The organism is Variovorax sp. JS1663, assembly GCF_002157355.1.
Lineage (GTDB): Bacteria > Pseudomonadota > Gammaproteobacteria > Burkholderiales > Burkholderiaceae_C > Variovorax.
Genome location: NZ_LYMK01000026.1, coordinates 77,320 through 98,126 on the forward strand (window position 1 = coordinate 77,320; position 20,807 = coordinate 98,126).

Here is a 20,807-nt window from a genome sequence, read left to right on the forward strand (position 1 = left end):
ACAGAACACCAAGGGTCGTCACACTGAGTGCATGGCCTGCGGAGCCAGGAAAGAAGGAGGCGGATCATGCGGGCTCCTTTACTTCGACCTTGACTGCGACCAATTCTCCGTTGCGCGCCATCTCGTTGTACATGTCCCAGTCTTCTGGCGTGGTCACGTTGGCTTTCCACCAAGTGTTCCAGGCCTCCCGCTTCGTGCGGCGAATGGACGCAGGGTCTATGTAGCTGCTGCGTTGCGTCTTGACCTTGATTCCCCATGCTTTCACTTCGCTCCCCCCTCATCTCTATGAGCGGAGCCGACCCGCTCCAGGACAAGGTGGGCGAAATAAATAGCGGCGTTGTATTGATCCTGTTCGGGAGAAGTCATAGGCTGCCCGCGGCTGTCCCGGTAGTCCTTGGTCGCGATGGCTTCGAGTCCTGATTCGCGCATCAATGCGTCGAAAGTCTCTGCGTCTACCGGCTCCCCGGATGTGAATCGAGCACCAGCCTTCCAGAAGACCTCGCACTGCCGAGCGGCTGCCGTCCCGAAGATGTCGTGCTCCCTGCACAGTTTCTCGAATGCTTCGGCTTCGCCTGGGCGCTCGTCTACCGGCTCCTGGGAGTCTGAAAGCTTCCCCCCAGCCTCGAAGTGAGCGCGCAGTGGTTCCTTGCGTCGCATCGAAGACAGGACTGCGCACCCGACCTCTGCGCAGGGCTCGGCGATTGGCTTCGGCTCTGCTGCTGGGGGAGAGGAGCGGACGATGTCATCTGGCTCGCCGCGGTCACGCCACAAGAGTTTTGCGTCAGTACAGAACTTCCGCACCTGTTTGATAAGCGTCTCGATTGCTTCGCCTCCATCCTCCGATTCGATGATTGCGGCGGAAACCTCAAGAGGCCCGAGGCACTCGGTCAGCAGCGCGACGGCCACGCCAAGGCGACCCGCAGCAGCCACCGGATCTGCTGCCGGGGGATGGGCGAGCGGAATCGAGTACGCCTTGACGGACGAAGCAGAAGCACCGCCGTCTCGCAAAGCCTGGGCTTTCTGTACTGCGCTGATGACGCGGGCCGGGTCGTCTTGATGCATCCATGCCACCGGCTCTGCTGCTCCGGCTTGCTGCTCGGTGCGCTGGGAGGCGGCTTCATCGACGCGAGTTCGCAGCACCTCCAGGATGTGGCGAACGGCTCCCCGATCCGCTGGGCTGGAAAACAGTGCGGCGCGAGCGCAGTCAAAGGCGTCATCAAGCGCCTGGGGGGTGGTGCGGTTCATAGATATTGGCTCAACGTGTCAACGGCATGGTCAAGATCAATCACAGCCTCATCACAGCAATAGGCGATAGATTCGGCGTCGCTGATGAGATCGCGCAGCTTGTCACGCTCGGCCGCGATCCGCGCCTTGCATGCTTCGATCTGCCGATGCAGGCTCTCGACGGTCTTTTTCTTCGGTTTGGTGGCCATCTATTTCTCCTCCGCTGGCCGCTCGGCCTGGGATGCGAGGGCGCGGTCCCTGCGTTTTCGGAACTCATAGACGCTACTCGTCACGGCCCGAAGCGCCTCGTCAACCGAGTCCCTTGCCGCTTGGACATCGGATTCGTTGGCCGTGCCGTCCTCGTGTTCCTGCTCAGCAAGGGCAAGATCGTTCACAGCTGCGACCAACTGCACCGCGCGCGTTGCCATGTACTCGGCGTGCTCGATGGCGTAGTCCTTCGGCGTGCGCTCCACTGCCCGCCCTGCTGGTGCTCCAGCGAACTCGCGATGCGCCGCACGGTAGCCGTAGGCATACCCTGCCTGCCACGTCTCCCAATAATCGATCACACGCTCTTGAGTGGGCTCCTTTGTGATGTCGTGGCGGCGAGGAATGTAGCCATAGCGGTCGGAGTACCAATCGTAGAACCTCTGGAGCTTATCTGCTGGCGCTGGCCGCGAGAGGGCAAGACCAACCGCTTTCCCGCCTTCCCATGCCCGCTTGATTGCCTCGGTGGCGTCAATGTCGGCTGCTGGTGCTGGCCGCTCGGCCTGGGATGCTGCGAGGGCGGCATCAACTGCGGCGTCGAATTCGGCGGCCGACAACATGGGGAGGTTGGCCTTAAGCCACAGACGGTTCATGCGTACCCAGCGATATCGCGCCTCATCCACTGCCTGCCCTGCTGGTGCTCCAGCGAACTCGCGATGCGCCGCACGGTAGCCGCACGCATACCACTCGTTCTTCTGCTCTTGCGTCGGCTCCGCTGGTTCTGGCCGCTCGGATTGCTGGCCGGCGAGGGCTGCTTGCCACATCGCCCAACCGCACTGCGCTGCCGGGCTTTGATACTCGCCGCTGTCCGGGTTGATCTTGCCGACAGACCAACCTGCCGTCCGCATGGCTCGCTCGAAATCAGCGCGCCCATCACTCGGCTCGGCCTGCTGCCCGGAGGGCGCTTGCGGTGCGGCGGCGAGCGCAGCTTGGTACTCATGGCGAAAAACCTCGCCAGCCGAGGCACCGATACCAGGAAGGTTCGGATACTTCTGCTGGTTCGCGGCTTTCACCGTTTCGTAGGCGTCGGAGTCGCACGCGGCGTCGATCATTCCCTCGGTCGGCTCCACGGGAACCAGTTTCCATTCAGCCATGGTTGTCGGCTCCCTTCGTGTCTTGATGGGCAGGGGTGGCGCGCAAGGTCGCCCACTTTTGCAACTCACCTTTGCCCGCGTACTCTGGACGCACCGGCCACATCTGCTGCCGTGCGCATTGGTTCGGAACTCCGGCTGATTTCATAGCCGTGAAGATGTTCGGCTCATGGTTGTAGTAGTGAGCAAACGGCCAAAAGCAACGCGCGCACTTGTAGAGGCTGGCATTGCTTGGGGTCGCCTCGTAGTGCCAAAGATGATCGGAGCCCCATCCTTCGCCATTGACATCACTGCTGTGTGTCTCGGCCCATTCGGCGTAGGTCATGATGCCTCTCCCTCCCCACTCGGAGCCGCAGGGGTGGCGAGCAAAAGCGCACGCGCCGCATTGATGATGGCCGCCGCCTTCCGTGGGTAGTTGCGTGAGTGATGCTCGGTCCACTCTTGGTCAAGCACGTTGGGCCGGTAGGCTTCGCGCAGACGCTGCAAGCCATCCCCACTCGGAGCCGCCTGCTTTTCAGCGGGTGGGGTGGCGATCCTGTTCACCTGAAGGCGAATCTTCAGCGTGAAGAGTGCATTGCGCACTCGCGTCGGGTTCAGGTCTTCCAGAATCAAGCGCTCGGTGTTGGAGATGGCCGCTTCGAGCGTGTCGTTGCTCGGCTCGTCTTCCGTGTCTTGCTGCACAGGCTCTGCCTCCACTGCCTGCTTCGCCGTGAGACCGTGCAACTTCAGCCACGCTGGATTGAGCATGCGCCCTTGCTCGATGTCGTGCGGGTCGTCTATCCACTTCGCAGGCTCTGCCTCCGGGGTCGGGGGAGTGGCGGCGCGCTCCCGAACACCCCTCCACAACTCGTCGATTTGTTCCTGGGTGGGGGCTTTTCCGGACAGAGATCGGAGCCTTGCCGCCTCCGTCTTCGCAGGCTCTGCCGGGGTGGGGGCGGCTCCGGGCCACATAACTCGATGATCCAAGGTCGCTCGCTCATGTTCGGCTGCATCCGACACATCGGTGAACACCTTTTCGCAGTGGGAGCACTTCCGCGCCTCCGCTGGGGCTGCTGGCGCTTGCCGGGAGAGGGCGGCGTCCAGATCACGGCGCGCATCATTTCGACGGCGCAGCAGGATAAAGTAGTCATCGGCGTTTGGGCCTTGAAGCTCGCGGTTGTCGAGCGCGTCTTGCGCCTCCAAGTACGCTTGGATCGCCTCTCCAGCACTGCTGCTCTGGCTGGGCTCTGAGGGTGCCTGCTGGGCCTGGGGTGCGGGGGATGGGGTGGCTCCGGGTGCCGTGATCGGCTGCCACGCAAGCACGTAGTAGAAGTCGTCATGCTCGTTCCAGCCAAAGCCAGTTTCAATCGTGGCTAACGAGAACGGGAGCGGTGCTTCACGCTGCATCGCCCACTGGTCGATCTTCGCGCTGGGTTCCTTCTCCCATGGCTGCTTGCTCCAGACCAGCACATCGACATCGGGAGGCGGAAGGCCGTCTTCCGGCTTGATCCACCCGGCCGGCTCCGCAGGTGCTGCGCTCTTGGGCTCTGCGGCAATGTCAGCGAACAAGCACGAGTTCCAGCGGCCCGGGATTTCATCGAAGAGAACCTGCGTTTTTGAGTGGCCGATGTCGCACCGCTTCACCGTGTAGAGCGCGTTCATGACAAAGCCGGCCTTCATTGCGTGCTCTTTTTCGTAGGGATAGCCGCCACCGGCACGGAAGCGAACCACTGTGCCGGGCTGCGCATAGATGCTCATGGTCGGCTCGAAGGTGTCGCCGAGGTTCGGGTGCACCGGCTCTGCAACTGGTCGCGCCCGCAGCAAAAGCATTGCATGCTGCAGCAAGTGCTCTGCCCCGTAATCGTGGCTCGCAATCTTTGCTTCTATCTCTTCGAGCGTGTAGGGCTCTTTGATGTGGGGGTAGTCCACTACTGCGGCTGGTCGCGTGCCGAAGCGGGCGAGGATGGCATCGACGCGCGAGCGCAGCACGTCAAGGCAATGGCCGATGGCCGGGATTGTGGTTGGCCGCATCAAGGCCGCGCGGGCGCACTCGAAAGCGTCGGCGAGCTCTTCGCTCGGCTGCACACTGGCAGGATCTGCATGGGGGGTGGTCATTGGCCTTCTCCAGGCAAAGAGGGGATCTCTTGAAGGCCGCGAAGATTGCGCATGAACTCCCATGCACTCGGGAATCGATTGCCCTCGTAGACGACCAAGCCACTGCCGTCGTCCTCAAGCAGTACGCAGTTGATGTGCTCTGCACGCTTCACGCGAAGTCCGCAGCGAACCGATGCTTGTTGCATGGTGGTCAAGTTGGGGTCGTAGCAGGGCCGCCCGTTCTTTTCCAAGTCAAATGGAAAACAACCGTCCTCCAGAGGGAAAAGCTGGAGATTGTTTTCTTTCGCCCCTACTTCATTCTTTGGAGTGGTCATGACTGCTGTCCAGGAGTTTCCGGCTTGGTGAAGGCCGTCCCATCCGGCGCGATAGCAAAGATGGGTGGGTTGCCTAGGTGCTTCGCGTCCCAGTTGGCATGAACGCCATCGCGAAAAGGAGGGTCGAAGTAGCGCTCACCCTCCATGCTGGCGCATGGAACTCCGCCACCGCCTCGTTTCGTCGGCGGCTTGATAGCGATGACCATCTCGTCCACTTTGCCAGTCATCTCGCCTTCGTCGTCGTAGACCTCGCGGCGGATGTCGTGTTCGTCCAGCGGCAGAACAAGCTCGTAGTGGCAGAGCCAGCTATAGATGCCCTGGTCGGGGTTGGCTTCCCAGCGCAACTGAAGGCGCGGAGCCGGAAGGGGCTGCTTTGCTTCACTCACTCTCAATCTCCTCTACTTCATTTGGACAAAACAACAGGGGGTTAGAGGTCGCGCCAGGTGACGCAGCCGACGCTCGAGCACTGGCCGGCGGTGCGGCCCGTGCGCGCGCAGGCGCTGTAGGTCAACCTGCCCTTGCACTTCGGACAGGGCATCGACGCGCGCACGTCAGCAGCCGGGCGGAAGGTCGGGGGCTGGCAGTGCTGCTGGTGCACGGCATTCATTGCCTGCGCGCGGGCGCTGGCCAGGGCGGCATAGTGCTTCGTGGTCACTCGATGGCCCTCCCGCAGCAGTCGCACTGGTTGGTGTCGAGTTCCTCCGGGCCGTGCTCGGCCTGGCAGACGCAGTAGTGCTCGTCGTACTCGTCGGGATCGCCCAGCAGTTCCTCGCCATCGTCCAGGTCGGCGCCTTCCATCCATGCCGCGCGGGCCTCGATCTCGGCGCATTCCTCGGCCGCTTCCTCCGGGCTGATGTCGGCGCGCAGCTGCTCGCGGCGCAGGCGCTCCATGTCAGCCTCGTGCGCCAGGTCGCGCTCTTCCGGCTCGGTCATGGCCGAATCCTCCTGAACTCGACCACCCACACCCACGGGTTCGCCGCCCAGCTGCCGGCGCCGTTGATCAGCGTCCAGAGCGATCGATAGGCATGCCACGGGCCGTCGGGATGACCCGCAACTCCCTCGGCCAGGGCATCCGCCTCGCTGATGTCCTGCAGGCGCTCGACGCGCACGCGCGTGACCTCCAGCAGGATGCGGCTCGCCCAGCGCGTCATGTGGATGCCTGGAACGTTGGCGCCCTTGCGGCCGCCGTAGTCGCGCAACTTCAGCCAGGCGTCGACATCGTTCTTGCCCTCGATCGGGCGGAATGCATCGTCAGCCAGGTAGCGGATGCCGTCGAGCCCATCGGGCAGTTCTTCGGCGCGGTGCGTCTCGCGCACCCAGAGACGATCGCCGCGCGCCCGTGCATAGGGGCAGTGGCATCGATCTTCCTTGCCGTCCGGCCAGTCGGGCGCATGCTCGACGGCTACCCAGGGCTGCGCCCAGCCGCCGCGGCACGCTGCCTCATCGTCGGGATGCCCACGCTGCCCGAACAGCGTGTAGTCGGTGAAGGCGTGCTGCTTCTGGCGCGCCATCACACGCCGCGTCTGCGTCTTCGTGCCTGCCTGCAGCGCGCGCACCATCGGCGCGCTGAAGAGGATGGGGCGCTCTTTGGCCGGTTGACGGATGGGCAGGGCCTTCATACAGTCCGCCTCACAACAACCAGGAGCAAGCAATGGCAGACAACAAGTCGAAGACCGGCAAGGCCGATCGCTCGAAGGTCGCTGGCGGCCAGAAGCACGAGGTGGCCTACACCGCCAAGAAGACCGGGGCGACCCCGGCCCAGGTGCGCGCCACGGTGAAGGCCGTCGGCAACTCGCGCGCGAAGGTCGAGGCGGCGCTGAAGAAGAAGTAGGGTCACGCTGCGCATGGGTGTTCCGGGTTGTTATTCGGATCAGGGCAGCAACCCCGGGTCCCTGGCAGCCATGTACGCGCGCGTGTGACGGTCCTCCAGGGCGGCGGCGCGCTCGGCGCCTGCCTTGCGCCGCGCCAGGTCCTTGCAGGCCTGCGTCTCCGCGATGTCCTCCTGCTTGCAGGAGACGGTGAGGCGGTCGTCGTCGCTGAAGAGCCGCGGGTTGCGGGCCATGATGGTCAGCGCGTTGTCGACCCGACAGGTGACGTCGGTGCCCGTGGGGATCGATAGCAGGCCGCTGCCGTCGCGGCCGGAGCCGCCGATGCTGAAGCCGGGGCGGGCGCAGGGCTGGGTGGGCTGCGTGGGCGTGGCGCCGTACAGGCTGGGCGCCGAGCGCTCGACGTTGACTTCAGAGCCGATGCGCGCGCCGGCCATGTCCAGCGAGCCGCCGTAGCCCGAGCCGCCGAGCGCGCTGGCGTTCCCGCCGGCAGCCGTGCTGCGCGAGTTGCTCCTCGAAAGCGCCGCCGTGATGCTGGTGATGCCCACGTGCGTGTTCTGGTTTGCAGTCTGGCCACTGCTCGGCGCCGGGGGCTTGCCAGTAGCGTGGGCGCCGAAGGCGGCGAGGAGGGCCAGGAGTGCGATGGAATGCTTCATTTGCAATTGCCTTGAGTTCGGTGGGATGGGGGCTTCAGAACGGGTGTTCGTCGTCGTCGTCGACGGTGCTGCTCGTCAGGCGTGGCGCCGACTCGACGCTGCGCAGCTCGTACGCCGACACCGGGACGGCGCGCAGGTAGGTGGCCAGCTTGCGGGCCGTGGCTTCCTCCATCGGCGTCATGCCGTAGATGGCGCCCTGGGTGAAGAACCTCGTGTAGGCGGCCACGTCGGCCACCTCCGGCACGTCGATTCGGATGAAGTGCACGCCGCCGATGGTCTGCTCGGATAGCTTGCCGGCCAGGCGCTGGTGGCCGAACAGCTCCAGCAGGCCCCAGCTCTCGAATTTCTCGTCAGTGGTCATGGTCACTTTCGTGGTGGTCGGTTGAAGAAAGAAAGGGCGGCTGATCGCACAGCGCTGGCCGGGAAGGTGGTCGGGAGGAGGAGAAGGAATGCCACGGCCAGCAGCGCCCTGGAAACTGGTCAGGCGGGGTCCGCCGCATGCAGCCCATCGCCCACGGGCGCCGGGAACTTGTCGAAGGCGAGCGGCTTGATGTGCTCGCGGAAAAAGGAGCCCTTGGACTCGGCGGCCATGAATGCGTCGAACGTCTCGCGCTCGACTGCCGGGTAGTGGTAGATGTGGCCGGGGCCTCGGCAGAACTGCACCGACAGGGTCTTGCGGGCGTCGTCGTAGCCGATGCAGGCGATCTGGCTGGACTCCACCAGGGCCATGAGGATTTCGACGTAAGGCTTGTCGGAGAAGGGAGCCGGGGCGGGGTATTGCTTGGGCATTGGGTGGTCCTCGGGTGGTTGAAGGGGGTCAGGCGGCCTGCTTGGCCTGGATGGCCTGTACGTGGGCCACGATCGCGGCCAACATGTGGGGGAAGTCGGCCTCGTGGTACAGCACCGATCCGCGCTCCTTCAGGCCGACGAAGCCCAGCGCCGCCATGCCGTCGGCCTTGATCTCCAGCGGCGCGATGCGCTCCTTCAGCTGGCCCAGGCTCAGCGTCGGCTTTCCGGTGGGTGCGACGTTGCGCGCCGGCATGGGGATGACGGTCGGAGCAGGGACGGGCGCGGCGGTGGGCTGCGGGTCCGGAAACATGGCGTGAGCCATCGCTGCTGCCGGCCCATGCGGGTGCGCCATGTGGACGGGTGCGGCGGCGGCCTGCACCTGCTGGCGCTGCAGGGCCTCGGCTTCCTCGCGCTGGCGGCGCTCCGCCTCTTCCCGTTCCTGCTGCTCGCGGGCGGCCTGCGCACGGGCCCGAGCCTCTTCCTCGGCGCGGATGCGCTCACGCGCCTGCTCTGCCAGGGCCTCGGCGCGCTTCTGCTCCTTCGCCTTGTGGTCGGCCACCCGGAACTGCACCAGCGCTGTGAAGTCGTCAGGCTGCTTCTGAACGACCGTGGCGAGGTCGGGGAAGAGGGCGCCGTACTCGCCCGCCTCGGCGGCTAGGTGCTTGAGGTTGATCTCGATTCGGTCGGCGACCTCATTGGCGGCGATCTTGCAGCGCGCCAGTTCGGAGGCGATCTTGTCCTCCATGCTGGCCAGCGACTTCAGGCCCTTCACCACGCCGCCGAAGTCGGCTGGCACGGCAGGCATGTAGGGCTTGCCCAAGCGGGCATTGAGTGCGTCGACGTGCGCCTTCAGGGCGGAGACGCCACCGGCCACGATCTCGCCTTTCCGGCGCTCCTTCTCGTTGCTCAGAAGGCGCTCGGCCATGCTGAGGTTCTCCTGCAGGAGTTTGTCCAGCATCTTCTGCCGGTTCGTCGCCTGCTGGATCGGCTCTACCTGCGCCAGTATCTGGGCGCCTGCTGCCTTGAGCGATTCGCGGGCCAGTTTCATGGCCTTGATCTGCTGGTCGAGGTCAGCAAAGTCCTGGTCGGTCTTCGGCTCGCGGATCAGACGCTCCTGCAGGAACAGGCGCAGCCGCTCCTCGAAGACGTTGAAGTTGTCCTTGAGGGCGATCTCGCCGGTGACTTGGGCTGATGGGGTGGGGAAGTCCTCCACCGGCTCGGCGACGATCTTCTCGACGGCGGCGGGCGATGGCGGGACGTAGGCGGCCAGGTCTAGCGAGAATTGCTTCCAACCGGCGATCAGTTGCTGGCGGCGCCGGGAATCTGATTCGTACCAGCAGTGGGCGTCTCCGCAGGTGAACAGCGCGCGCCTGGCGCCGGATACCAAAAGCTGGTGCTCGAGCTGCCAGATGTGATGCTCGGGCGGTTCCCCGAACATCTCGATGTGCTTCGCCGTGTCCTTGTTCGGGTGCTTGTTTTCCCAGATCTCGGTGTCGTCCAGGTTGATGCCGTCGAGGCTGGCGAGCAGCGCAAGCGAGTCGACAACCAGCGTGCCGGTGACCGCGTAGAGCTCGCCGCCGATGATCTCCTCCGCGTGTGGACGCCGCGCATCTTCATCGGCGTGTCCCGCGTCAAAGAGAGCCTGCGTAGCCGCGCTGACCTCTGGAACAATGCCGGTCGCCTTCTGCCGCAGCAGTTCACTGCGCGTCGTGTAGGGGGAGACGGCCATCATGGCCGGGGCTTCGCTGGCGCAGAAGTGCTGCGCGCGCGCGGCGTGCCATTCCGCCGACCCTTGGGTGACTTCGAGGATGTTCATTCCTTCATGCCCTTCGTGAGTTCGGCGTGCATGGCCGTGAGTTCGGCGCGTTGCTTCTCCTCGGGCACGCACTGGATCAGCGCGGCCGCTTCGTCGAGTTCAGGCAGCGTGAAGGCGGACGTCATCTTGTCGGCGACATCCGCATAGGTCAGCGGGGTCGATGCGTTCTCTTCGGACGCCTTTGCCGACGCGATCGGTGCGCGAATGGCGGCTTCCTGTTCGGCCGTCAGCGTGTATTTCGTCTTCGTCTTCGCGATGACCGCCTCGGCGCCGCCCTTGCCGGCCTTCCCCGTCCGGATCGCCTCGTGCCACTGCGGCAGCAACTCGGCGAATTTGGAGTCTTCGAGCGCAGGTAGGTCCTTTTGACGCTCTTCGGCCTTCTTGCCGCCAACGATCTCGCCGGTGCCAGCGTCGATGGTGGTGCCCTCGAAGTCATTGAACGACTTGCCCTCCATCTCCTCGGCAGTCGGCTGGGCTCCGCCTTCTGGGAACGCCAGGCGCAGGGCCTGCGCGGCAGCGCACTTCGCGATCTGGCCGCGTGGCCTCTTCGTCCACATCGCATTCGGCGCGATCGACTTCTCCGGGCCACCCTTGGTCGCGTAGTTTTCGATCCAGTACTCGACCGCGGTGAACTCGGCGATCAAGCCGTTTGGCATGATCTTCTTGACGGTCACCTTGGCCCATTCGGGGTAGGTGATGTGAGCGCCGCCGAGCGTGTCAGTGATCATCGGTCCGAACTCCGGTTCGGTCTGACCGGCGAAGGCCCCGGTGCGCGCGGCATCGGTGCGATACAGGCCGACGCCGGGCATGATGACGTCGCGCATCTGCTTGGCTTTGCTGTCCCACATCGGAACGATGTGCACGGGCTTCTTCATCGGGTCGAGGCCGGCCGCCTTGCAGTAGCCGATGACCATCTTGATCGACGGCACCGCAGCCCCAGGGTAGAGAGACGATTGCAGGACGTCGATCAGTTCGCCTTCGGACAGCGCCAGCGCGCCACCCTGCTGCGGTTGTATTGCGAGTACGTTGCTCATGAAGCTCTCAGAGGTTGTTGTTGAAGAGGAAGAAGCGGGCGATCAGCGAGACGGCGAGGGCCACCAGCAGCGGCGACAGGCTCAGCCCGACGACGTGCCAGGCCTTGGGCGGCCCTACGGGGATCTGGATGTCCTGCTGCTCGCGCCAGGAGACGCGCAGATCAGGGAGAGGACGGTCGGCCCAGTGGCCGGCGCGGCGAGTGCGGATGACTGCTGGCATGTCAGGCTCTCCTTGTGCTGCGGCAGCGCGACCCACTTGCTGCCAAGTTGACGAACCGATCGCGCCCAGGCCTTGGCGTTGTGGCGCGCTACGTGGCGCGGCGCGAGGTCGTGGAAGAACAGGCGGCGGGCGCGGGTAAGCTGGGTGACGTTCACTGGAAAAGTCCCGGTGCGTTGACGCCGAACACGGCGCGGTCGATGAAGAAGGCGATCACGCCGGTGATCAGGAAGACCAGCAGTGCGGTCCAGATGGTTTGCAGGGCGGCCTTCATGCCAACGCCTCCCCACGCAGCCAGTCCTCGCGCGTCTCTGGCTTGCGCTCCAATGCGCAATGCAGCGCTGCACCAAGGCTCATCGTCTGTTCGAACGTGAGGCCGAGGTACTGCGCCGTGCGCTGTGTGGCTTCGACGACGCCGAACTGACGCGCGAGAGCCATGGATTGCTCGTTGAACCCTGGAGTGCTCATGACCCGACCTCCAGCAACTGCGCCCGTGCGCGGGTCAGTTGGTCCTCGCGCAGGTCCACGCTGCGCGGCCGGCGGTGGCTCACCCAGTCGATGGCGTCGTCGCCGGGGTCGCGGATCGGGCGGAGGCTGGTGTCGAACCACAGAATGCGGCAGCCATCGCTTGGGTGCACAAGGAGCGGATCGGTAAACCATGCGACGCGGCCATCTGGGTGATGGATCAGTCGCACAGTTGTGACGATGTAGCCGAGGAACGTGCGATCTCCACCGACCGCATCAACCACGATGGCTAGTTCGCCGGGTTTGCATCTGGTGTTCATGGCTACCACTCCGTAGGGTCCTTGCTGCGCATGCCGAAGATCACGATCCCGGCGATGACGATCACAGCAATGAGGAAGAAGACGATGCAGAAGATCGCGGCGGCTCCGAACGTGATGCCGAAGACCACGATCGACACGGCGCTCGATGCGGCTCCGATTTCAGCCAGCCAGGCAAGGGCCGGCGCGAGCCACTCCACGACGCTGTTGAGAATGGGGTTCATGATCACCACACCCTCAAGAAGGCTGCCGCATCCCAGACAGCGGGAGCAGGGCACGTGTTGTTGAACTGGGCCGACACGTACTCGCCCGGGGCGATCGTGACGACCGGGAAACTCACGTCGCCGCGAGTGCGCAGGGCTGCGTCGCAGTTCTGGTACTTCGTCGCGCCGTCCGCCGTCATCACGTAGATGCAGGCGGGGCCGCTCAGGGTGTTCGTGCCGCGGCCGGACTCGGCATAGATCGAGGCGCCGGACAAGTGCAGTTCGCGGCCAGACTCATTGCGCCACGGCGTGCCGGCAGTGCTCTGCTCGCCGTCCTTGCAGGGGATCACCTCGTCGTGCTGCGGCTGCCTCCACGCATGCAGGGCGGCCGTCGGTGTGCTCACTCGCAGCGCATAGACGTGGCTCTTGTAGCCAGGCTCCGTGTGCGAGTTGAGGTAGACCACTTGGCCGGGCGCGATCGCAAGGCCGGTGCTCCCGCCGAAGCTGATCGTCGGGTAGTTCTCGCCGCCTTGCTTCGAAGAGCAGCCGACTTCACCGACGCCTGGCGTGTGCTGGCCCGTGACCAACTCGCCCACGTAGGCGCAGTACTCGGACCAGAGTTGGGTTTCTCCGGTCGCGGCCTCGATCGCGTCGATCTGCAGGAAGCCGTCGGTGTGGTTCGTGAACTTGACGTAGGTCCCCGCGGGCACGCCCACGCCAATCATCTCGCCGCTTGCGACCAGAGGGCACTCGACGTGCGTGTCGGGAGCAGAAACGCAGCCAGGGTTGACCGGGGAGAGCTTCAGAGGCTCGACTGTCGGCGCAGGCTTGGGCTCGTCTTGAGGAACCGGAGCCGGAGCAGCAGCGATCGGCATGAAGGCGCCGCCACCGCCGCCGCCACCACCGCCCCCGCATGCGCAGAGCGCCGCCAGGGCCAGGATAGAAAGAGCACGCTTCACATGGCACCTCGATCGTTCAGTTCTTGACGGTGAGCCCACTGGTCCCGCTGCACGTCGTACAGGCCGGACTTCTTCAGGGCATGGATGGCTCGATCGATGGCGGCCGCAGTCACCTCGTCGGGCGTGAAGGGCGCCAGCTCAGCCGGCGACAGATAGCGCGAATGCCGCGCGATGCTGGCTTGCATCTGGGCGGGGGTCATGCTCATAGCACCCCCGGCAGTTCAATCAGCACCAGGGCCAGCATGGCGACCACGCAGGCGATCAGGAGGGCGGCAAGGATGTACTTCATGCTGCGCTCCCGGTGGCCTTCGCGGCGTAGCCTTCCATACCCGAGACCCGAGCCAGCACGCGATAGGGGACGAAGGCGATGGAGCCGGGCACCCCGATGCCATGGGGAACGCGCCAGTTGCCGCGGGGGCGAGTGAAGAGACGGGCGGCTGGGCCCGCTTGCCAGATAGGCGCAGGGTGTGTGTGGGGCCCCGGTGTGCCGAGGTAGGCGCGCTGCTGCAACGTCTCGCCGTTGTGCAGCCTGCGATTGCAGGACGGGCAGTGGAAGGTCGAGCCTACAGATCCATCGCGGTGCTTGCAGTCGGCCGGGTAGGGTGCGGTCGACCAGCCGCGTGCCATCTTCCACAGATCTGGCTCACCTTGGTCGTCCGGCGCCACTGGGCGCGAGCGCCGGCCGCAGCAGCAGCAGATCGCAGCAACGCGGCCGCCTCGTGCGGGCACGTGGTTCACGGCGGTGCTCATGCTGCACTCCCGTTGACGGTCGCCAGGGCTCGCTCAGCGTTCTGCATCGCGCGCTGGTACTGGGCGGTCGTGGGTCGCTTCCCCTCCTTCTCGAGCTCCATGCCGAGGCAGACCCCGTGCAGGCCCTGCAGCGCCTTGAGCAGAATGGAAGCGCACACGGAGCGCTCCAGGCTGCTGCGCTCGGGCCAGGTGCGCGCGCTCACGATGCAGCCCTCGGGTATGGGCACACGCTCTCGGGGCTCTCGTGGTGGCACACGAAGTACCAGTAAAGGGCCTCGTGCTCGACGTGGGCGAGGAGGGCGGCGCTCACGATGACCTCCCGACCATGGAGGCCAGAATGCGAGCGCCGTGCGCAGCCATGTACGCGCCCTGTCGGAACGCGACTTCGGCGACGAGTTCAAGCATCTCGTCTTCCGTCGAGTTGAGCACCACGCGGCCCGACGGGCCGGCGTAGACGCCCATCGCGATCACCGCAGCGAACGCTTCGATCTTCGAAAGGCCGAGGAAATCGGTGTGCTGCGCGTCAGCCACGACGAAGGCAGGCTTCGTTGCCTCAGGTGGCGATTTCGGTTTGCGTGTGGACATCTTGCTCTCCGGTGCCGCTGCGAAACTGCAGGGCGTGGAGAGACTTTAATCCCACGGATGGGATAAAAGCAATCCCAATGATGGGATTCCGACAGCAACAAAGGGTTATTCGCACGCGCAAAAAAGCCCGCTCGGGGCGGGGCTGGGGGGGCGATTGCAAAGATGGACGCGTGGGCCGGACAATGCCGGCATGCGATCAGAACGTCGTCACGAGCGAGAGCGTTTGAAGGCCAAGCGCCGGTTCCACTGGGCTACGGACCTCGGTGGCGATGCGCGTCGCCTGGGCATGGCGGTAGAGACGCCATGCGTCTGCAGCTGCTGGATGTGCCGTCCAGCCAAGCGAGGCGCAGCGATCGGTGAGATGCGCGCGCACGAGGCTTGGCGCAAGATCGAGCAGGAGTGAACCCCGGCGGTCGGGGGGAGAGGAGGTGCCGCTACCCGTTCTTCCACCAGGCCAGAACTCGGCCGGCAGTAAACAACACGGCGCCCAGGAGCGCGGTAGCCGTGCCCCACAGTTCGCCCGTTCCCGCCCTGACGATGACGCCCAACAGCAGCAGCAGGACGCCGGCCAGCTGCAGGAGCTTCAATGGCTTGGGGGTAGTCATTGGGGGCCTTGCCTAACGTTGCCAGATCCCCAGGGGTCGTGCGAAGGGTAGGGCGCCTGGTAGCGCGTGCCCAGCGGGCAGCCTCCATCTCTTCCTTCCACCCAGGCCGGAAGCGCATCATCGAAGCGCTTGTTGTTCGAGCGGGTGAGCATCGATACGCTGGCGGCGGCGCCTGAAGGGCGAATCTCGAACTTGGCAATGTCGATACGGACCGACTGACCTATGGTCGCAAGCGTGATATCTCCTTCCTTCGCGTCCGGGAAGTAGTTCGGTTCAATCGTTGCGGAGATCGGCCAGCACTCACGAAGGGCCCCCAACAAAGCCCTGTAGGTCTGTTCGCTGGTGGTCTTCGACTGCACGACCACCTTGCTGCTGTTCTCTGGCGTCAGGAGCATCGCGGTGTGGCACCCGCTCAGCGTGGCGAGTGTGAGTGCGCAAAGGAGTAGACGCATGCCTCTACCGCCCTGCGAGTTTCACTCGCGCGTTGAAGGCGTTGATGGCGAGCGGCCGCAGGTATGTGCAGTCTGACCCGCGGTAGCACTCAAAATCTGCGCGAAGCTCGAATGTGCCGTCGTCCATAGGGTACATGAGCACGACTGCGCCCATCCGCCCGAAGCGTGTTGGTGCGAACGTTTCAAGCCTTGTGTCGGTGGCCATTCGAAGGCGCATGCCCGTTAGTTGCTCGGCTGACTCCTGCGCCGAGATCCACATGCGCTGGCATTCGATCTTGTCCTTGCACTTCGGGGCCTCTGTGGTCTGGGGGATCTCACGTACCGGCTGTGGTGCAGGCGCTGACGTTGGAGTTGCGCATCCGCCAAGGACTGCGAGCGCCGCGATGCCAAAGATCATCCGGTTCATGGTGCTTCCTCTTCAGGTCCCGACTTTGCGGCGCAGACGAGCCGGCACGTCTTCTTGCTGCCAGATTTTTCCCCCCGAGCCCACATTCGCGAGCCGCAGGGATTCCGCCCACTTCGCCGCGACTCGTTCTGCCCTTTCAGGATCTTCGGCAAAGGTGCCAAGCAGGACGCTTCGCGGTTTACCCGATCCTAGGTCAGAGATGCCCATCCAACCCTGGACGACCCCGCATCGCGCTTTCGCGGCCATGCTTTCGAAGTATTCAACTACCTCTGGTCTTGCGGCGCTTTTGTTCTTGAACTCGATCACCCGGCCCATTTTGTTCCTCGTCTCCAGTTTCATCGACTTCGCCCTCCACGATGGGGGCACTCTTTGGTGCTTGAGTTTCTGTCGGAAGCTCGCTCATCGTCGCGCCAGCCAGCAATAAGGCGATGCTCTGTGCAGTATTGCCAGCCGTAGCCGGCTTCGACACGAGCAATGAAAACATTCGTGCTAATAGCTCCCGTTCGTCGTCGTCGATCTTGACGACTGCGGCTGCGATCGCGCGCATCGCGTCGCCCAGCGCGCCAGCAGTCGGAGACTTCGCCGGCACCAGTGCCGCCGACGCGCCAAGGTTTTCCTGAAGAAGCTGCCAGGGCGACACGTCGAAGACATCCGCGAGTTGCTCGACCGTGTCGATGTCGGTCGCCACTGCCGCGCGGCGCACGCGATCGAGCTTGCCATTGCTTAGCCGGCTACCGCTTGCCTTGGTGATCTTGGGCAGGGTGTCCAAGGTCGGCCGCTGCGCCATCAGGGCCTTCAGGTTCTGCGCAAGGACGGTCTTGGTGCTCATCCTGGAAGTGTTGCCAAACCCGAGTCCCGTGCATGGGATTGATAAAATCCCATCAACGGGATTAAGATCGCGACCCATGGAATCAATCATCGACTACCTCAAGCGGAAGCTGCGCGAGGCTGGGGCAGGGCGGTGGGAAGCCATCGCTGTCGAATGCGGCGTCGCCAAGACGCTTCCCCGGAAGATCGCCTACGACGATCGCGACAACCCTGGCGTCCAGACGATTCAGCCGCTCCTGGACTACTTCGGCGCGGTCGAGCGAGGCGAGAAGGAACTGCCGGACCTCGAACAAAAGGCGGCGTAGAGCCATGCGCAGCACGCACCCATCCAGGCTGCTGATCTGCCGCGAGGCGAGCGCCGAACCCATGACCGTCACGTTGACGGTTGGCGGTGTCGCCACTGCGGCGCAGATTGAGGCCGCGATGCGCGGCCCGTGGGCTCTGACGCTCTCTATGGCTGAGAGATCAGCGCCTCCCACCGATCCTGCGCATCCGGAGGGATCGTCGGTTGCGCCGCCGTCGACGCTTGGCACGTCTGAAGCCACGCCGCCAGCGCTGACTCGGGAAGAAGTTGTTGGGCTGATTGCAGACAGTGAGAAGCGACTGCTTGCAGCGATTCGCCGAAGCGCTGTGTATTCAGGGGCACTGCAACTATGACCTTCATCCCCGCGTCGACCGCGGCAAGGTCCGTAAGCGGCCGAATCTCTACGTGCCCGCTTGCACCCCGCTCTGATTGCTTCACGCCCAAGAAGAAGTACCCGAAGTCCATGTTGCCTGCCCGTCGCCGGGTCCGAGTTGGGAAGCCCGGATGCTACCCGGCGGCGGTGCAGGCATCTTGCACCGGGGAGGCCTGAATGCGCTTCCTCTCCACCCACGGTGAGACGCTGCTGACGGCCTTGGCCTTCCTGGCCTGCGCCTACGGCTGTGTGTACTTCGTCATCGTCCAGCGCTACGGCGCCGCCTTCTATGCGCTGCTGGGAGCCATTGGGCTCTTCGGCGCCCTGATGAACTTCCTGCGAAACGGGGACCTCTTGATCCGCCTTCGCCGCATGCGCGAGGAGCAGCGTGCCCAGGGCTTCGATAGCTAGTTGATGCATATGAAACCAACCGCTGCGCGCGTTCGCGAACTGTTCGACTACTGCCCCGAAACGGGCATCTTCATCCGACTGATGCGACCGAAGCAAACGAGCGTCCGAGTGGGGGAGATCGCTGGCAGCGCGGATCAGCTTGGGTACTTGGTCATCGGGGTGGATGGGGCCGTCTACAAGGCCCATCGACTCGCATGGCTCTATGTCTACGGCGAGTGGCCGAATGGCGTCATCGACCACATCAACGGCCGGCCCAGCGACAACGCCATCGCGAATCTCCGTGTTGTGGACCGCCGGGCCAATCGCGAGAACCAGCGTCGAGCCCGCAGCGACAGCAAGTCTGGGGTGCAAGGCGCATTTGCCAAAGGCAAGAAGTTCCAAGCCTGCATCAAGGTCGAGGGGCGCACGCGCTCCCTTGGCTACTTCGATACGGCGCAGCAGGCCCATGACGCTTACGTGAAGGCGAAGCGCGTGGTGCATGCCGCGAACACGTTGTGAGGTCGTTTTGTGCATGACCAGATGGTCCTTTTTTTGTGCCCTGAGGGGATAGCCAAGTGAAATCAAAAGAATTGAGCCAGGCTGAAGCACAGAGGGAACTCGACCTCTTCAGACAGCCGCCGCCGAACGACGTGCCGATCGAACTGCTGCGCAAGCAGGCCACGGCTGGAGCGGCGTTCACGTTGGCCTGCAGCTCTTCCGGGCTTCCGGACCAGTCCATCTACGAGTTCGTCGGCATTGACGCCGGCACCTTCTCCAAGATGAAAAAGGGCCTCGCCACGCTGCAGGCGGAGGACTGGCCGAAGTTCTGCTACGCCGTGAACAACCGCATCTGGCCGGAGTGGTGCGCCTTCCAGGTCCACTGCACGCTGGTGCTGATCAAGTCCGAAGCGGAGCGCCGCGCCGAGGCTGCTGAAAAGCGGGCGGAGGAGGCCGAGCTCAAGTACCGGGTGCTCATGGAGACCTTCAACGCGAGGGCCCACGCATGAGCAGCCTGATCGACCCCACCAACCCGGCTCGCTGGGCCGACGGCAGCAAGCGCAGCATCGACAACGGATTCGTCGTTGGCATCACAGGTGAGCCCATCGACTGGAGCCAGTTCCAGGTCAACGCAGGCCGCGCCGCCAAGCTCGCGAAGAACCACTACTCCCCTGAGATCGAATCCCGCGAGGCTGGCCAGCGCTCCATGCACAAGCGCGCGGCCCTGGTGCGGAGCAAGATCTGATGGACGCGTTCGGCATGGATCGCCCTGTGCTCCGCTACCACGGCGGGAAGTTCCGCTTGGCGGCTTGGGTGCTCCAGTTTTTTCCGCCGCACAAGGTGTACGTCGAACCGTTCGGAGGTGGTGCAAGCGTGCTTGCGCAGAAGGAGCCGGCGCCAACCGAGGTCTACAACGACCTGGATTCTCGAGTTGTTGGCCTGTTCCGCGTGCTGCGCGACGAGGTCAAGGCCGCTGAACTAGCGCGGCGGCTTTCCCTGACGCCGTTCTCCCGCGAAGAGTACGAGGGCTGGTGCTATGCAGAGCCTGTCGACGACATCGACGCCGCGCATCAGATCGTCGCCCGTGGGTTCATGGGGCAGTCCAGCAAGGGCATCTGGCAGCGGAGCGGGCTGGACACTCGCGTCAACCCGGACGGCTACTGCTCCCGGCTCAACGCATTGCGCGCCACGCCAGAGGCCTGCATGGCGATGGCCAAGCGCCTCGCGACGGTGCTGATTGAGCACGACGAGGCGCTCGACGTCATCCGGCGCCATGACAGGCCGGACGCGCTTATCTACTGCGATCCGCCATACCTGACGAAGCAGGGCCGCGGGACGCGCATCTACACGCACGACTTCGACATGGAAGACCACCGCAACCTCGCGGCAGAACTGCGCGACGTGTCCGCCATGGTCATCCTCAGCGGCTACCCCAGCGAGCTCTATGACGAGCAGTACCGAGGCTGGGAGCGCCACGAGCGTAAGGCGATGGCCGATGGCGCGCGCGAGCGAACCGAGGTCGTTTGGCTCAACCAGGCATGCAGTGAAGCGCTCTATCGCGCGCGCGGCGGCCTCTTTGCGGACGCAGCATGAACCACATCCAGAAGCTTGTAGCCCAGCGCCGCACGCACGAGATCCTGGCGCGCGGGCTCGACATCGAGATCTGCATGGCGCTCGGCGACCGGGAAGGTGCCGCCCGCGCGCTGCGGGAGCAGAACGCCCTGTGCGCTGCACGCTTCGCTCAGCTCGAGCAGCTGGAGGAGGAGGGCGGCTGCTACTTCAGCCTGGCGGGCGAAATGTCGCGGATGCAGGCAGCGGCAAAGAAGGCGCTCGCATGATTTCAGGCGCGGCTATTCCAATTCCATCTACTGGCCTGCGCTATGCAGCGCGGGCAGATGGAACCATTGTTTCCCTCGTTCGGCCCGATGCGCCATATGACCTGAAGCCGATTCGGTGCGCCGACGGCTACTCGCGAGTGCAGATCCGGTTCTTGGGCGGCACCAAGAAGATGATGGCCGTTCATCGCCTAGTGGCCGAAGTGCACTGTGGGAACCCGCACGGGCTGCCCGAGGTGAATCACCGCGATGGTGTAAAGGCCCACAACGCCGCCAGCAATCTGGAGTGGGTCACCAGGGCGGAGAACATCCAACACGCAGTACGAACCGGCCTGCACCGGGCGCGCCCTGAGCACGCGCGAGCCACCCGCCAATCGGTAGCTGCGCTGCGCGACACCGGCCTGACGATGCAGCAAGTCGCGGATGCGCTCGGGTGCGGGCTTGCCACCGTGCATCGCTATGAGCACATGGCAGGGGGCGCTTGAGGATGCCAAACCGCCTTGTCCGCGAAG

General features: G+C 64.5%; 37 protein-coding genes. 9 read left to right on the forward strand and 28 right to left on the reverse strand.

Translation table 11 applies throughout. The features are described 5' to 3' along the window. Positions 1–64: 64 nt before the first annotated feature. From A8M77_RS35350 to A8M77_RS21195, 11 genes are read right to left on the reverse strand one after another with little or no spacing between them, the layout of a single operon-like run. Positions 65–265 (reverse strand): hypothetical protein, encoded by a 201-nt coding sequence (locus A8M77_RS35350; protein WP_143694689.1) that lies wholly within the window; start codon positions 263–265, stop codon positions 65–67. Further along, positions 262–1,245, reverse strand: coding sequence for a hypothetical protein (locus A8M77_RS21160; RefSeq protein ID WP_086923487.1), 984 nt, complete (start codon positions 1,243–1,245; stop codon positions 262–264). The genes A8M77_RS35350 and A8M77_RS21160 overlap by 4 nt, the downstream gene beginning before the upstream one ends. Continuing rightward, on the reverse strand, positions 1,242–1,433 hold the full coding sequence (locus tag A8M77_RS21165; protein WP_086923488.1) for a hypothetical protein: 192 nt from the start codon (positions 1,431–1,433) through the stop codon (positions 1,242–1,244). Before A8M77_RS21165 ends, A8M77_RS21160 begins: the two co-directional genes overlap by 4 nt. Further along, a complete protein-coding gene (locus tag A8M77_RS21170; RefSeq protein WP_143694690.1) occupies positions 1,434–2,582 on the reverse strand; it encodes a hypothetical protein in 1,149 nt (382 codons plus the stop codon). It abuts the gene before it with no gap. Then, the gene (locus A8M77_RS35355; protein WP_143694691.1) at positions 2,575–2,904 is read right to left on the reverse strand and encodes a hypothetical protein; all 330 of its coding nucleotides are present in this window, start codon (positions 2,902–2,904) and stop codon (positions 2,575–2,577) included. The genes A8M77_RS21170 and A8M77_RS35355 overlap by 8 nt, the downstream gene beginning before the upstream one ends. Further along, on the reverse strand, positions 2,901–4,673 hold the full coding sequence (locus tag A8M77_RS21175) for a hypothetical protein (RefSeq protein WP_086923490.1): 1,773 nt from the start codon (positions 4,671–4,673) through the stop codon (positions 2,901–2,903). Before A8M77_RS21175 ends, A8M77_RS35355 begins: the two co-directional genes overlap by 4 nt. Next, on the reverse strand, positions 4,670–4,987 hold the full coding sequence (locus A8M77_RS35360; RefSeq protein WP_143694692.1) for a hypothetical protein: 318 nt from the start codon (positions 4,985–4,987) through the stop codon (positions 4,670–4,672). Before A8M77_RS35360 ends, A8M77_RS21175 begins: the two co-directional genes overlap by 4 nt. Then, positions 4,984–5,373, reverse strand: a complete 390-nt coding sequence (locus A8M77_RS21180; RefSeq protein ID WP_086923491.1) for a hypothetical protein — start codon at positions 5,371–5,373, stop codon at positions 4,984–4,986. Before A8M77_RS21180 ends, A8M77_RS35360 begins: the two co-directional genes overlap by 4 nt. 41 nt (positions 5,374–5,414) lie before the next feature. Then, positions 5,415–5,642, reverse strand: coding sequence for a hypothetical protein (locus A8M77_RS21185; RefSeq protein ID WP_086923492.1), 228 nt, complete (start codon positions 5,640–5,642; stop codon positions 5,415–5,417). Further along, entirely contained in the window at positions 5,639–5,920 is a 282-nt protein-coding gene (locus A8M77_RS21190) for a hypothetical protein (RefSeq protein WP_086923493.1), read from the reverse strand. The genes A8M77_RS21185 and A8M77_RS21190 overlap by 4 nt, the downstream gene beginning before the upstream one ends. Then, complete coding sequence (locus A8M77_RS21195) at positions 5,917–6,606, reverse strand: hypothetical protein (protein WP_086923494.1); 690 nt, start codon at positions 6,604–6,606, stop codon at positions 5,917–5,919. Before A8M77_RS21195 ends, A8M77_RS21190 begins: the two co-directional genes overlap by 4 nt. 32 nt (positions 6,607–6,638) lie before the next feature. Between A8M77_RS21195 and A8M77_RS21200 the strand changes: the two genes are divergently transcribed. Then, positions 6,639–6,818 (forward strand): DUF3606 domain-containing protein, encoded by a 180-nt coding sequence (locus A8M77_RS21200; protein ID WP_086923495.1) that lies wholly within the window; start codon positions 6,639–6,641, stop codon positions 6,816–6,818. A 39-nt stretch (positions 6,819–6,857) separates the two neighbouring features. Here the strand turns inward: A8M77_RS21200 and A8M77_RS21205 are convergent, their stop codons facing one another. From A8M77_RS21205 to A8M77_RS21280, 17 genes are all read right to left on the reverse strand, one after another. Beyond that, on the reverse strand, positions 6,858–7,469 hold the full coding sequence (locus A8M77_RS21205) for a hypothetical protein (protein WP_086923496.1): 612 nt from the start codon (positions 7,467–7,469) through the stop codon (positions 6,858–6,860). 34 nt (positions 7,470–7,503) lie between these two features. Further along, entirely contained in the window at positions 7,504–7,830 is a 327-nt protein-coding gene (locus A8M77_RS21210) for a hypothetical protein (protein WP_086923497.1), read from the reverse strand. 119 nt (positions 7,831–7,949) lie between these two features. Next, positions 7,950–8,258 carry a KTSC domain-containing protein gene (locus A8M77_RS21215; RefSeq protein WP_086923498.1) on the reverse strand — a complete coding sequence of 103 codons (309 nt, stop codon included), beginning with the start codon at positions 8,256–8,258 and terminating at the stop codon, positions 7,950–7,952. Positions 8,259–8,286: 28 nt separating this feature from the next. Continuing rightward, on the reverse strand, positions 8,287–10,074 hold the full coding sequence (locus A8M77_RS21220; protein WP_086923499.1) for a YqaJ viral recombinase family protein: 1,788 nt from the start codon (positions 10,072–10,074) through the stop codon (positions 8,287–8,289). Further along, positions 10,071–11,108, reverse strand: coding sequence for a phage recombination protein Bet (bet, locus tag A8M77_RS21225; RefSeq protein WP_086923500.1), 1,038 nt, complete (start codon positions 11,106–11,108; stop codon positions 10,071–10,073). Before bet ends, A8M77_RS21220 begins: the two co-directional genes overlap by 4 nt. A 7-nt stretch (positions 11,109–11,115) precedes the next feature. Next, positions 11,116–11,328 carry a hypothetical protein gene (locus A8M77_RS21230; RefSeq protein WP_086923501.1) on the reverse strand — a complete coding sequence of 71 codons (213 nt, stop codon included), beginning with the start codon at positions 11,326–11,328 and terminating at the stop codon, positions 11,116–11,118. Positions 11,329–11,595: 267 nt separating this feature from the next. Further along, a complete protein-coding gene (locus A8M77_RS21235) occupies positions 11,596–11,793 on the reverse strand; it encodes a hypothetical protein (protein ID WP_086923502.1) in 198 nt (65 codons plus the stop codon). Beyond that, complete coding sequence (locus tag A8M77_RS21240) at positions 11,790–12,110, reverse strand: hypothetical protein (RefSeq protein ID WP_086923503.1); 321 nt, start codon at positions 12,108–12,110, stop codon at positions 11,790–11,792. The genes A8M77_RS21235 and A8M77_RS21240 overlap by 4 nt, the downstream gene beginning before the upstream one ends. Before the next feature lie 2 nt (positions 12,111–12,112). Beyond that, positions 12,113–12,331 carry a hypothetical protein gene (locus A8M77_RS21245; RefSeq protein WP_143694693.1) on the reverse strand — a complete coding sequence of 73 codons (219 nt, stop codon included), beginning with the start codon at positions 12,329–12,331 and terminating at the stop codon, positions 12,113–12,115. 2 nt (positions 12,332–12,333) lie between these two features. After that, the gene (locus tag A8M77_RS21250; protein ID WP_143694694.1) at positions 12,334–13,020 is read right to left on the reverse strand and encodes a hypothetical protein; all 687 of its coding nucleotides are present in this window, start codon (positions 13,018–13,020) and stop codon (positions 12,334–12,336) included. 245 nt (positions 13,021–13,265) lie between these two features. Beyond that, the gene (locus tag A8M77_RS21255; RefSeq protein ID WP_143694695.1) at positions 13,266–13,475 is read right to left on the reverse strand and encodes a hypothetical protein; all 210 of its coding nucleotides are present in this window, start codon (positions 13,473–13,475) and stop codon (positions 13,266–13,268) included. Positions 13,476–14,015: 540 nt separating this feature from the next. Beyond that, positions 14,016–14,222 (reverse strand): hypothetical protein, encoded by a 207-nt coding sequence (locus A8M77_RS21260; protein ID WP_143694696.1) that lies wholly within the window; start codon positions 14,220–14,222, stop codon positions 14,016–14,018. A gap of 103 nt (positions 14,223–14,325) precedes the next feature. Further along, positions 14,326–14,604, reverse strand: a complete 279-nt coding sequence (locus tag A8M77_RS21265; protein ID WP_086923508.1) for a hypothetical protein — start codon at positions 14,602–14,604, stop codon at positions 14,326–14,328. A gap of 434 nt (positions 14,605–15,038) precedes the next feature. Beyond that, positions 15,039–15,209 (reverse strand): hypothetical protein, encoded by a 171-nt coding sequence (locus tag A8M77_RS36140; RefSeq protein WP_158100963.1) that lies wholly within the window; start codon positions 15,207–15,209, stop codon positions 15,039–15,041. Then, positions 15,206–15,604 carry a hypothetical protein gene (locus A8M77_RS21270; protein WP_143694697.1) on the reverse strand — a complete coding sequence of 133 codons (399 nt, stop codon included), beginning with the start codon at positions 15,602–15,604 and terminating at the stop codon, positions 15,206–15,208. The genes A8M77_RS36140 and A8M77_RS21270 overlap by 4 nt, the downstream gene beginning before the upstream one ends. 61 nt (positions 15,605–15,665) lie before the next feature. Then, positions 15,666–16,067 carry a hypothetical protein gene (locus A8M77_RS21275; RefSeq protein WP_086923510.1) on the reverse strand — a complete coding sequence of 134 codons (402 nt, stop codon included), beginning with the start codon at positions 16,065–16,067 and terminating at the stop codon, positions 15,666–15,668. 259 nt (positions 16,068–16,326) lie between these two features. Beyond that, entirely contained in the window at positions 16,327–16,896 is a 570-nt protein-coding gene (locus tag A8M77_RS21280; protein WP_086923511.1) for a hypothetical protein, read from the reverse strand. A 76-nt stretch (positions 16,897–16,972) separates the two neighbouring features. Between A8M77_RS21280 and A8M77_RS21285 the strand changes: the two genes are divergently transcribed. From A8M77_RS21285 to A8M77_RS21325, 8 genes are all read left to right on the forward strand, one after another. Beyond that, the gene (locus tag A8M77_RS21285) at positions 16,973–17,200 is read left to right on the forward strand and encodes a hypothetical protein (protein WP_086923512.1); all 228 of its coding nucleotides are present in this window, start codon (positions 16,973–16,975) and stop codon (positions 17,198–17,200) included. A gap of 549 nt (positions 17,201–17,749) precedes the next feature. Further along, entirely contained in the window at positions 17,750–17,983 is a 234-nt protein-coding gene (locus tag A8M77_RS21295) for a hypothetical protein (RefSeq protein WP_086923514.1), read from the forward strand. A 9-nt stretch (positions 17,984–17,992) separates the two neighbouring features. After that, entirely contained in the window at positions 17,993–18,481 is a 489-nt protein-coding gene (locus A8M77_RS21300; protein ID WP_202820640.1) for an HNH endonuclease signature motif containing protein, read from the forward strand. A gap of 71 nt (positions 18,482–18,552) precedes the next feature. Continuing rightward, positions 18,553–18,969 (forward strand): transcriptional regulator, encoded by a 417-nt coding sequence (locus A8M77_RS21305; RefSeq protein ID WP_086923515.1) that lies wholly within the window; start codon positions 18,553–18,555, stop codon positions 18,967–18,969. Continuing rightward, positions 18,966–19,205 carry a hypothetical protein gene (locus A8M77_RS21310; RefSeq protein ID WP_086923516.1) on the forward strand — a complete coding sequence of 80 codons (240 nt, stop codon included), beginning with the start codon at positions 18,966–18,968 and terminating at the stop codon, positions 19,203–19,205. The genes A8M77_RS21305 and A8M77_RS21310 overlap by 4 nt, the downstream gene beginning before the upstream one ends. Then, positions 19,205–20,053, forward strand: a complete 849-nt coding sequence (locus A8M77_RS21315) for a DNA adenine methylase (RefSeq protein ID WP_202820641.1) — start codon at positions 19,205–19,207, stop codon at positions 20,051–20,053. The genes A8M77_RS21310 and A8M77_RS21315 overlap by 1 nt, the downstream gene beginning before the upstream one ends. After that, on the forward strand, positions 20,050–20,298 hold the full coding sequence (locus tag A8M77_RS21320) for a hypothetical protein (RefSeq protein ID WP_086923517.1): 249 nt from the start codon (positions 20,050–20,052) through the stop codon (positions 20,296–20,298). The genes A8M77_RS21315 and A8M77_RS21320 overlap by 4 nt, the downstream gene beginning before the upstream one ends. Continuing rightward, positions 20,295–20,780 carry an HNH endonuclease gene (locus A8M77_RS21325; protein ID WP_086923518.1) on the forward strand — a complete coding sequence of 162 codons (486 nt, stop codon included), beginning with the start codon at positions 20,295–20,297 and terminating at the stop codon, positions 20,778–20,780. Before A8M77_RS21320 ends, A8M77_RS21325 begins: the two co-directional genes overlap by 4 nt. Positions 20,781–20,807 lie beyond the last annotated feature (27 nt).

Excerpts from the sequence above, each read along its gene's own strand:
- A8M77_RS21160 (WP_086923487.1), bottom strand. The coding sequence starts at position 1,245 with ATGAACCGCACCACCCCCCAGGCGCTTGATGACGCCTTTGACTGCGCT.
- A8M77_RS21165 (WP_086923488.1), bottom strand. The coding sequence starts at position 1,433 with ATGGCCACCAAACCGAAGAAAAAGACCGTCGAGAGCCTGCATCGGCAG.
- A8M77_RS21170 (WP_143694690.1), bottom strand. The coding sequence starts at position 2,582 with ATGGCTGAATGGAAACTGGTTCCCGTGGAGCCGACCGAGGGAATGATC.
- A8M77_RS35355 (WP_143694691.1), bottom strand. The coding sequence starts at position 2,904 with ATGACCTACGCCGAATGGGCCGAGACACACAGCAGTGATGTCAATGGC.
- A8M77_RS21175 (WP_086923490.1), bottom strand. The coding sequence starts at position 4,673 with ATGACCACCCCCCATGCAGATCCTGCCAGTGTGCAGCCGAGCGAAGAG.
- A8M77_RS35360 (WP_143694692.1), bottom strand. The coding sequence starts at position 4,987 with ATGACCACTCCAAAGAATGAAGTAGGGGCGAAAGAAAACAATCTCCAG.
- A8M77_RS21190 (WP_086923493.1), bottom strand. The coding sequence starts at position 5,920 with ATGACCGAGCCGGAAGAGCGCGACCTGGCGCACGAGGCTGACATGGAG.
- A8M77_RS21195 (WP_086923494.1), bottom strand. The coding sequence starts at position 6,606 with ATGAAGGCCCTGCCCATCCGTCAACCGGCCAAAGAGCGCCCCATCCTC.
- A8M77_RS21200 (WP_086923495.1), top strand. The coding sequence starts at position 6,639 with ATGGCAGACAACAAGTCGAAGACCGGCAAGGCCGATCGCTCGAAGGTC.
- A8M77_RS21205 (WP_086923496.1), bottom strand. The coding sequence starts at position 7,469 with ATGAAGCATTCCATCGCACTCCTGGCCCTCCTCGCCGCCTTCGGCGCC.
- A8M77_RS21210 (WP_086923497.1), bottom strand. The coding sequence starts at position 7,830 with ATGACCACTGACGAGAAATTCGAGAGCTGGGGCCTGCTGGAGCTGTTC.
- A8M77_RS21215 (WP_086923498.1), bottom strand. The coding sequence starts at position 8,258 with ATGCCCAAGCAATACCCCGCCCCGGCTCCCTTCTCCGACAAGCCTTAC.
- A8M77_RS21220 (WP_086923499.1), bottom strand. The coding sequence starts at position 10,074 with ATGAACATCCTCGAAGTCACCCAAGGGTCGGCGGAATGGCACGCCGCG.
- bet (WP_086923500.1), bottom strand. The coding sequence starts at position 11,108 with ATGAGCAACGTACTCGCAATACAACCGCAGCAGGGTGGCGCGCTGGCG.
- A8M77_RS21230 (WP_086923501.1), bottom strand. The coding sequence starts at position 11,328 with ATGCCAGCAGTCATCCGCACTCGCCGCGCCGGCCACTGGGCCGACCGT.
- A8M77_RS21235 (WP_086923502.1), bottom strand. The coding sequence starts at position 11,793 with ATGAGCACTCCAGGGTTCAACGAGCAATCCATGGCTCTCGCGCGTCAG.
- A8M77_RS21240 (WP_086923503.1), bottom strand. The coding sequence starts at position 12,110 with ATGAACACCAGATGCAAACCCGGCGAACTAGCCATCGTGGTTGATGCG.
- A8M77_RS21245 (WP_143694693.1), bottom strand. The coding sequence starts at position 12,331 with ATGAACCCCATTCTCAACAGCGTCGTGGAGTGGCTCGCGCCGGCCCTT.
- A8M77_RS21255 (WP_143694695.1), bottom strand. The coding sequence starts at position 13,475 with ATGAGCATGACCCCCGCCCAGATGCAAGCCAGCATCGCGCGGCATTCG.
- A8M77_RS21265 (WP_086923508.1), bottom strand. The coding sequence starts at position 14,604 with ATGTCCACACGCAAACCGAAATCGCCACCTGAGGCAACGAAGCCTGCC.
- A8M77_RS36140 (WP_158100963.1), bottom strand. The coding sequence starts at position 15,209 with ATGACTACCCCCAAGCCATTGAAGCTCCTGCAGCTGGCCGGCGTCCTG.
- A8M77_RS21270 (WP_143694697.1), bottom strand. The coding sequence starts at position 15,604 with ATGCTCCTGACGCCAGAGAACAGCAGCAAGGTGGTCGTGCAGTCGAAG.
- A8M77_RS21275 (WP_086923510.1), bottom strand. The coding sequence starts at position 16,067 with ATGAACCGGATGATCTTTGGCATCGCGGCGCTCGCAGTCCTTGGCGGA.
- A8M77_RS21280 (WP_086923511.1), bottom strand. The coding sequence starts at position 16,896 with ATGAGCACCAAGACCGTCCTTGCGCAGAACCTGAAGGCCCTGATGGCG.
- A8M77_RS21285 (WP_086923512.1), top strand. The coding sequence starts at position 16,973 with ATGGAATCAATCATCGACTACCTCAAGCGGAAGCTGCGCGAGGCTGGG.
- A8M77_RS21295 (WP_086923514.1), top strand. The coding sequence starts at position 17,750 with ATGCGCTTCCTCTCCACCCACGGTGAGACGCTGCTGACGGCCTTGGCC.
- A8M77_RS21300 (WP_202820640.1), top strand. The coding sequence starts at position 17,993 with ATGAAACCAACCGCTGCGCGCGTTCGCGAACTGTTCGACTACTGCCCC.
- A8M77_RS21310 (WP_086923516.1), top strand. The coding sequence starts at position 18,966 with ATGAGCAGCCTGATCGACCCCACCAACCCGGCTCGCTGGGCCGACGGC.
- A8M77_RS21315 (WP_202820641.1), top strand. The coding sequence starts at position 19,205 with ATGGACGCGTTCGGCATGGATCGCCCTGTGCTCCGCTACCACGGCGGG.
- A8M77_RS21320 (WP_086923517.1), top strand. The coding sequence starts at position 20,050 with ATGAACCACATCCAGAAGCTTGTAGCCCAGCGCCGCACGCACGAGATC.
- A8M77_RS21325 (WP_086923518.1), top strand. The coding sequence starts at position 20,295 with ATGATTTCAGGCGCGGCTATTCCAATTCCATCTACTGGCCTGCGCTAT.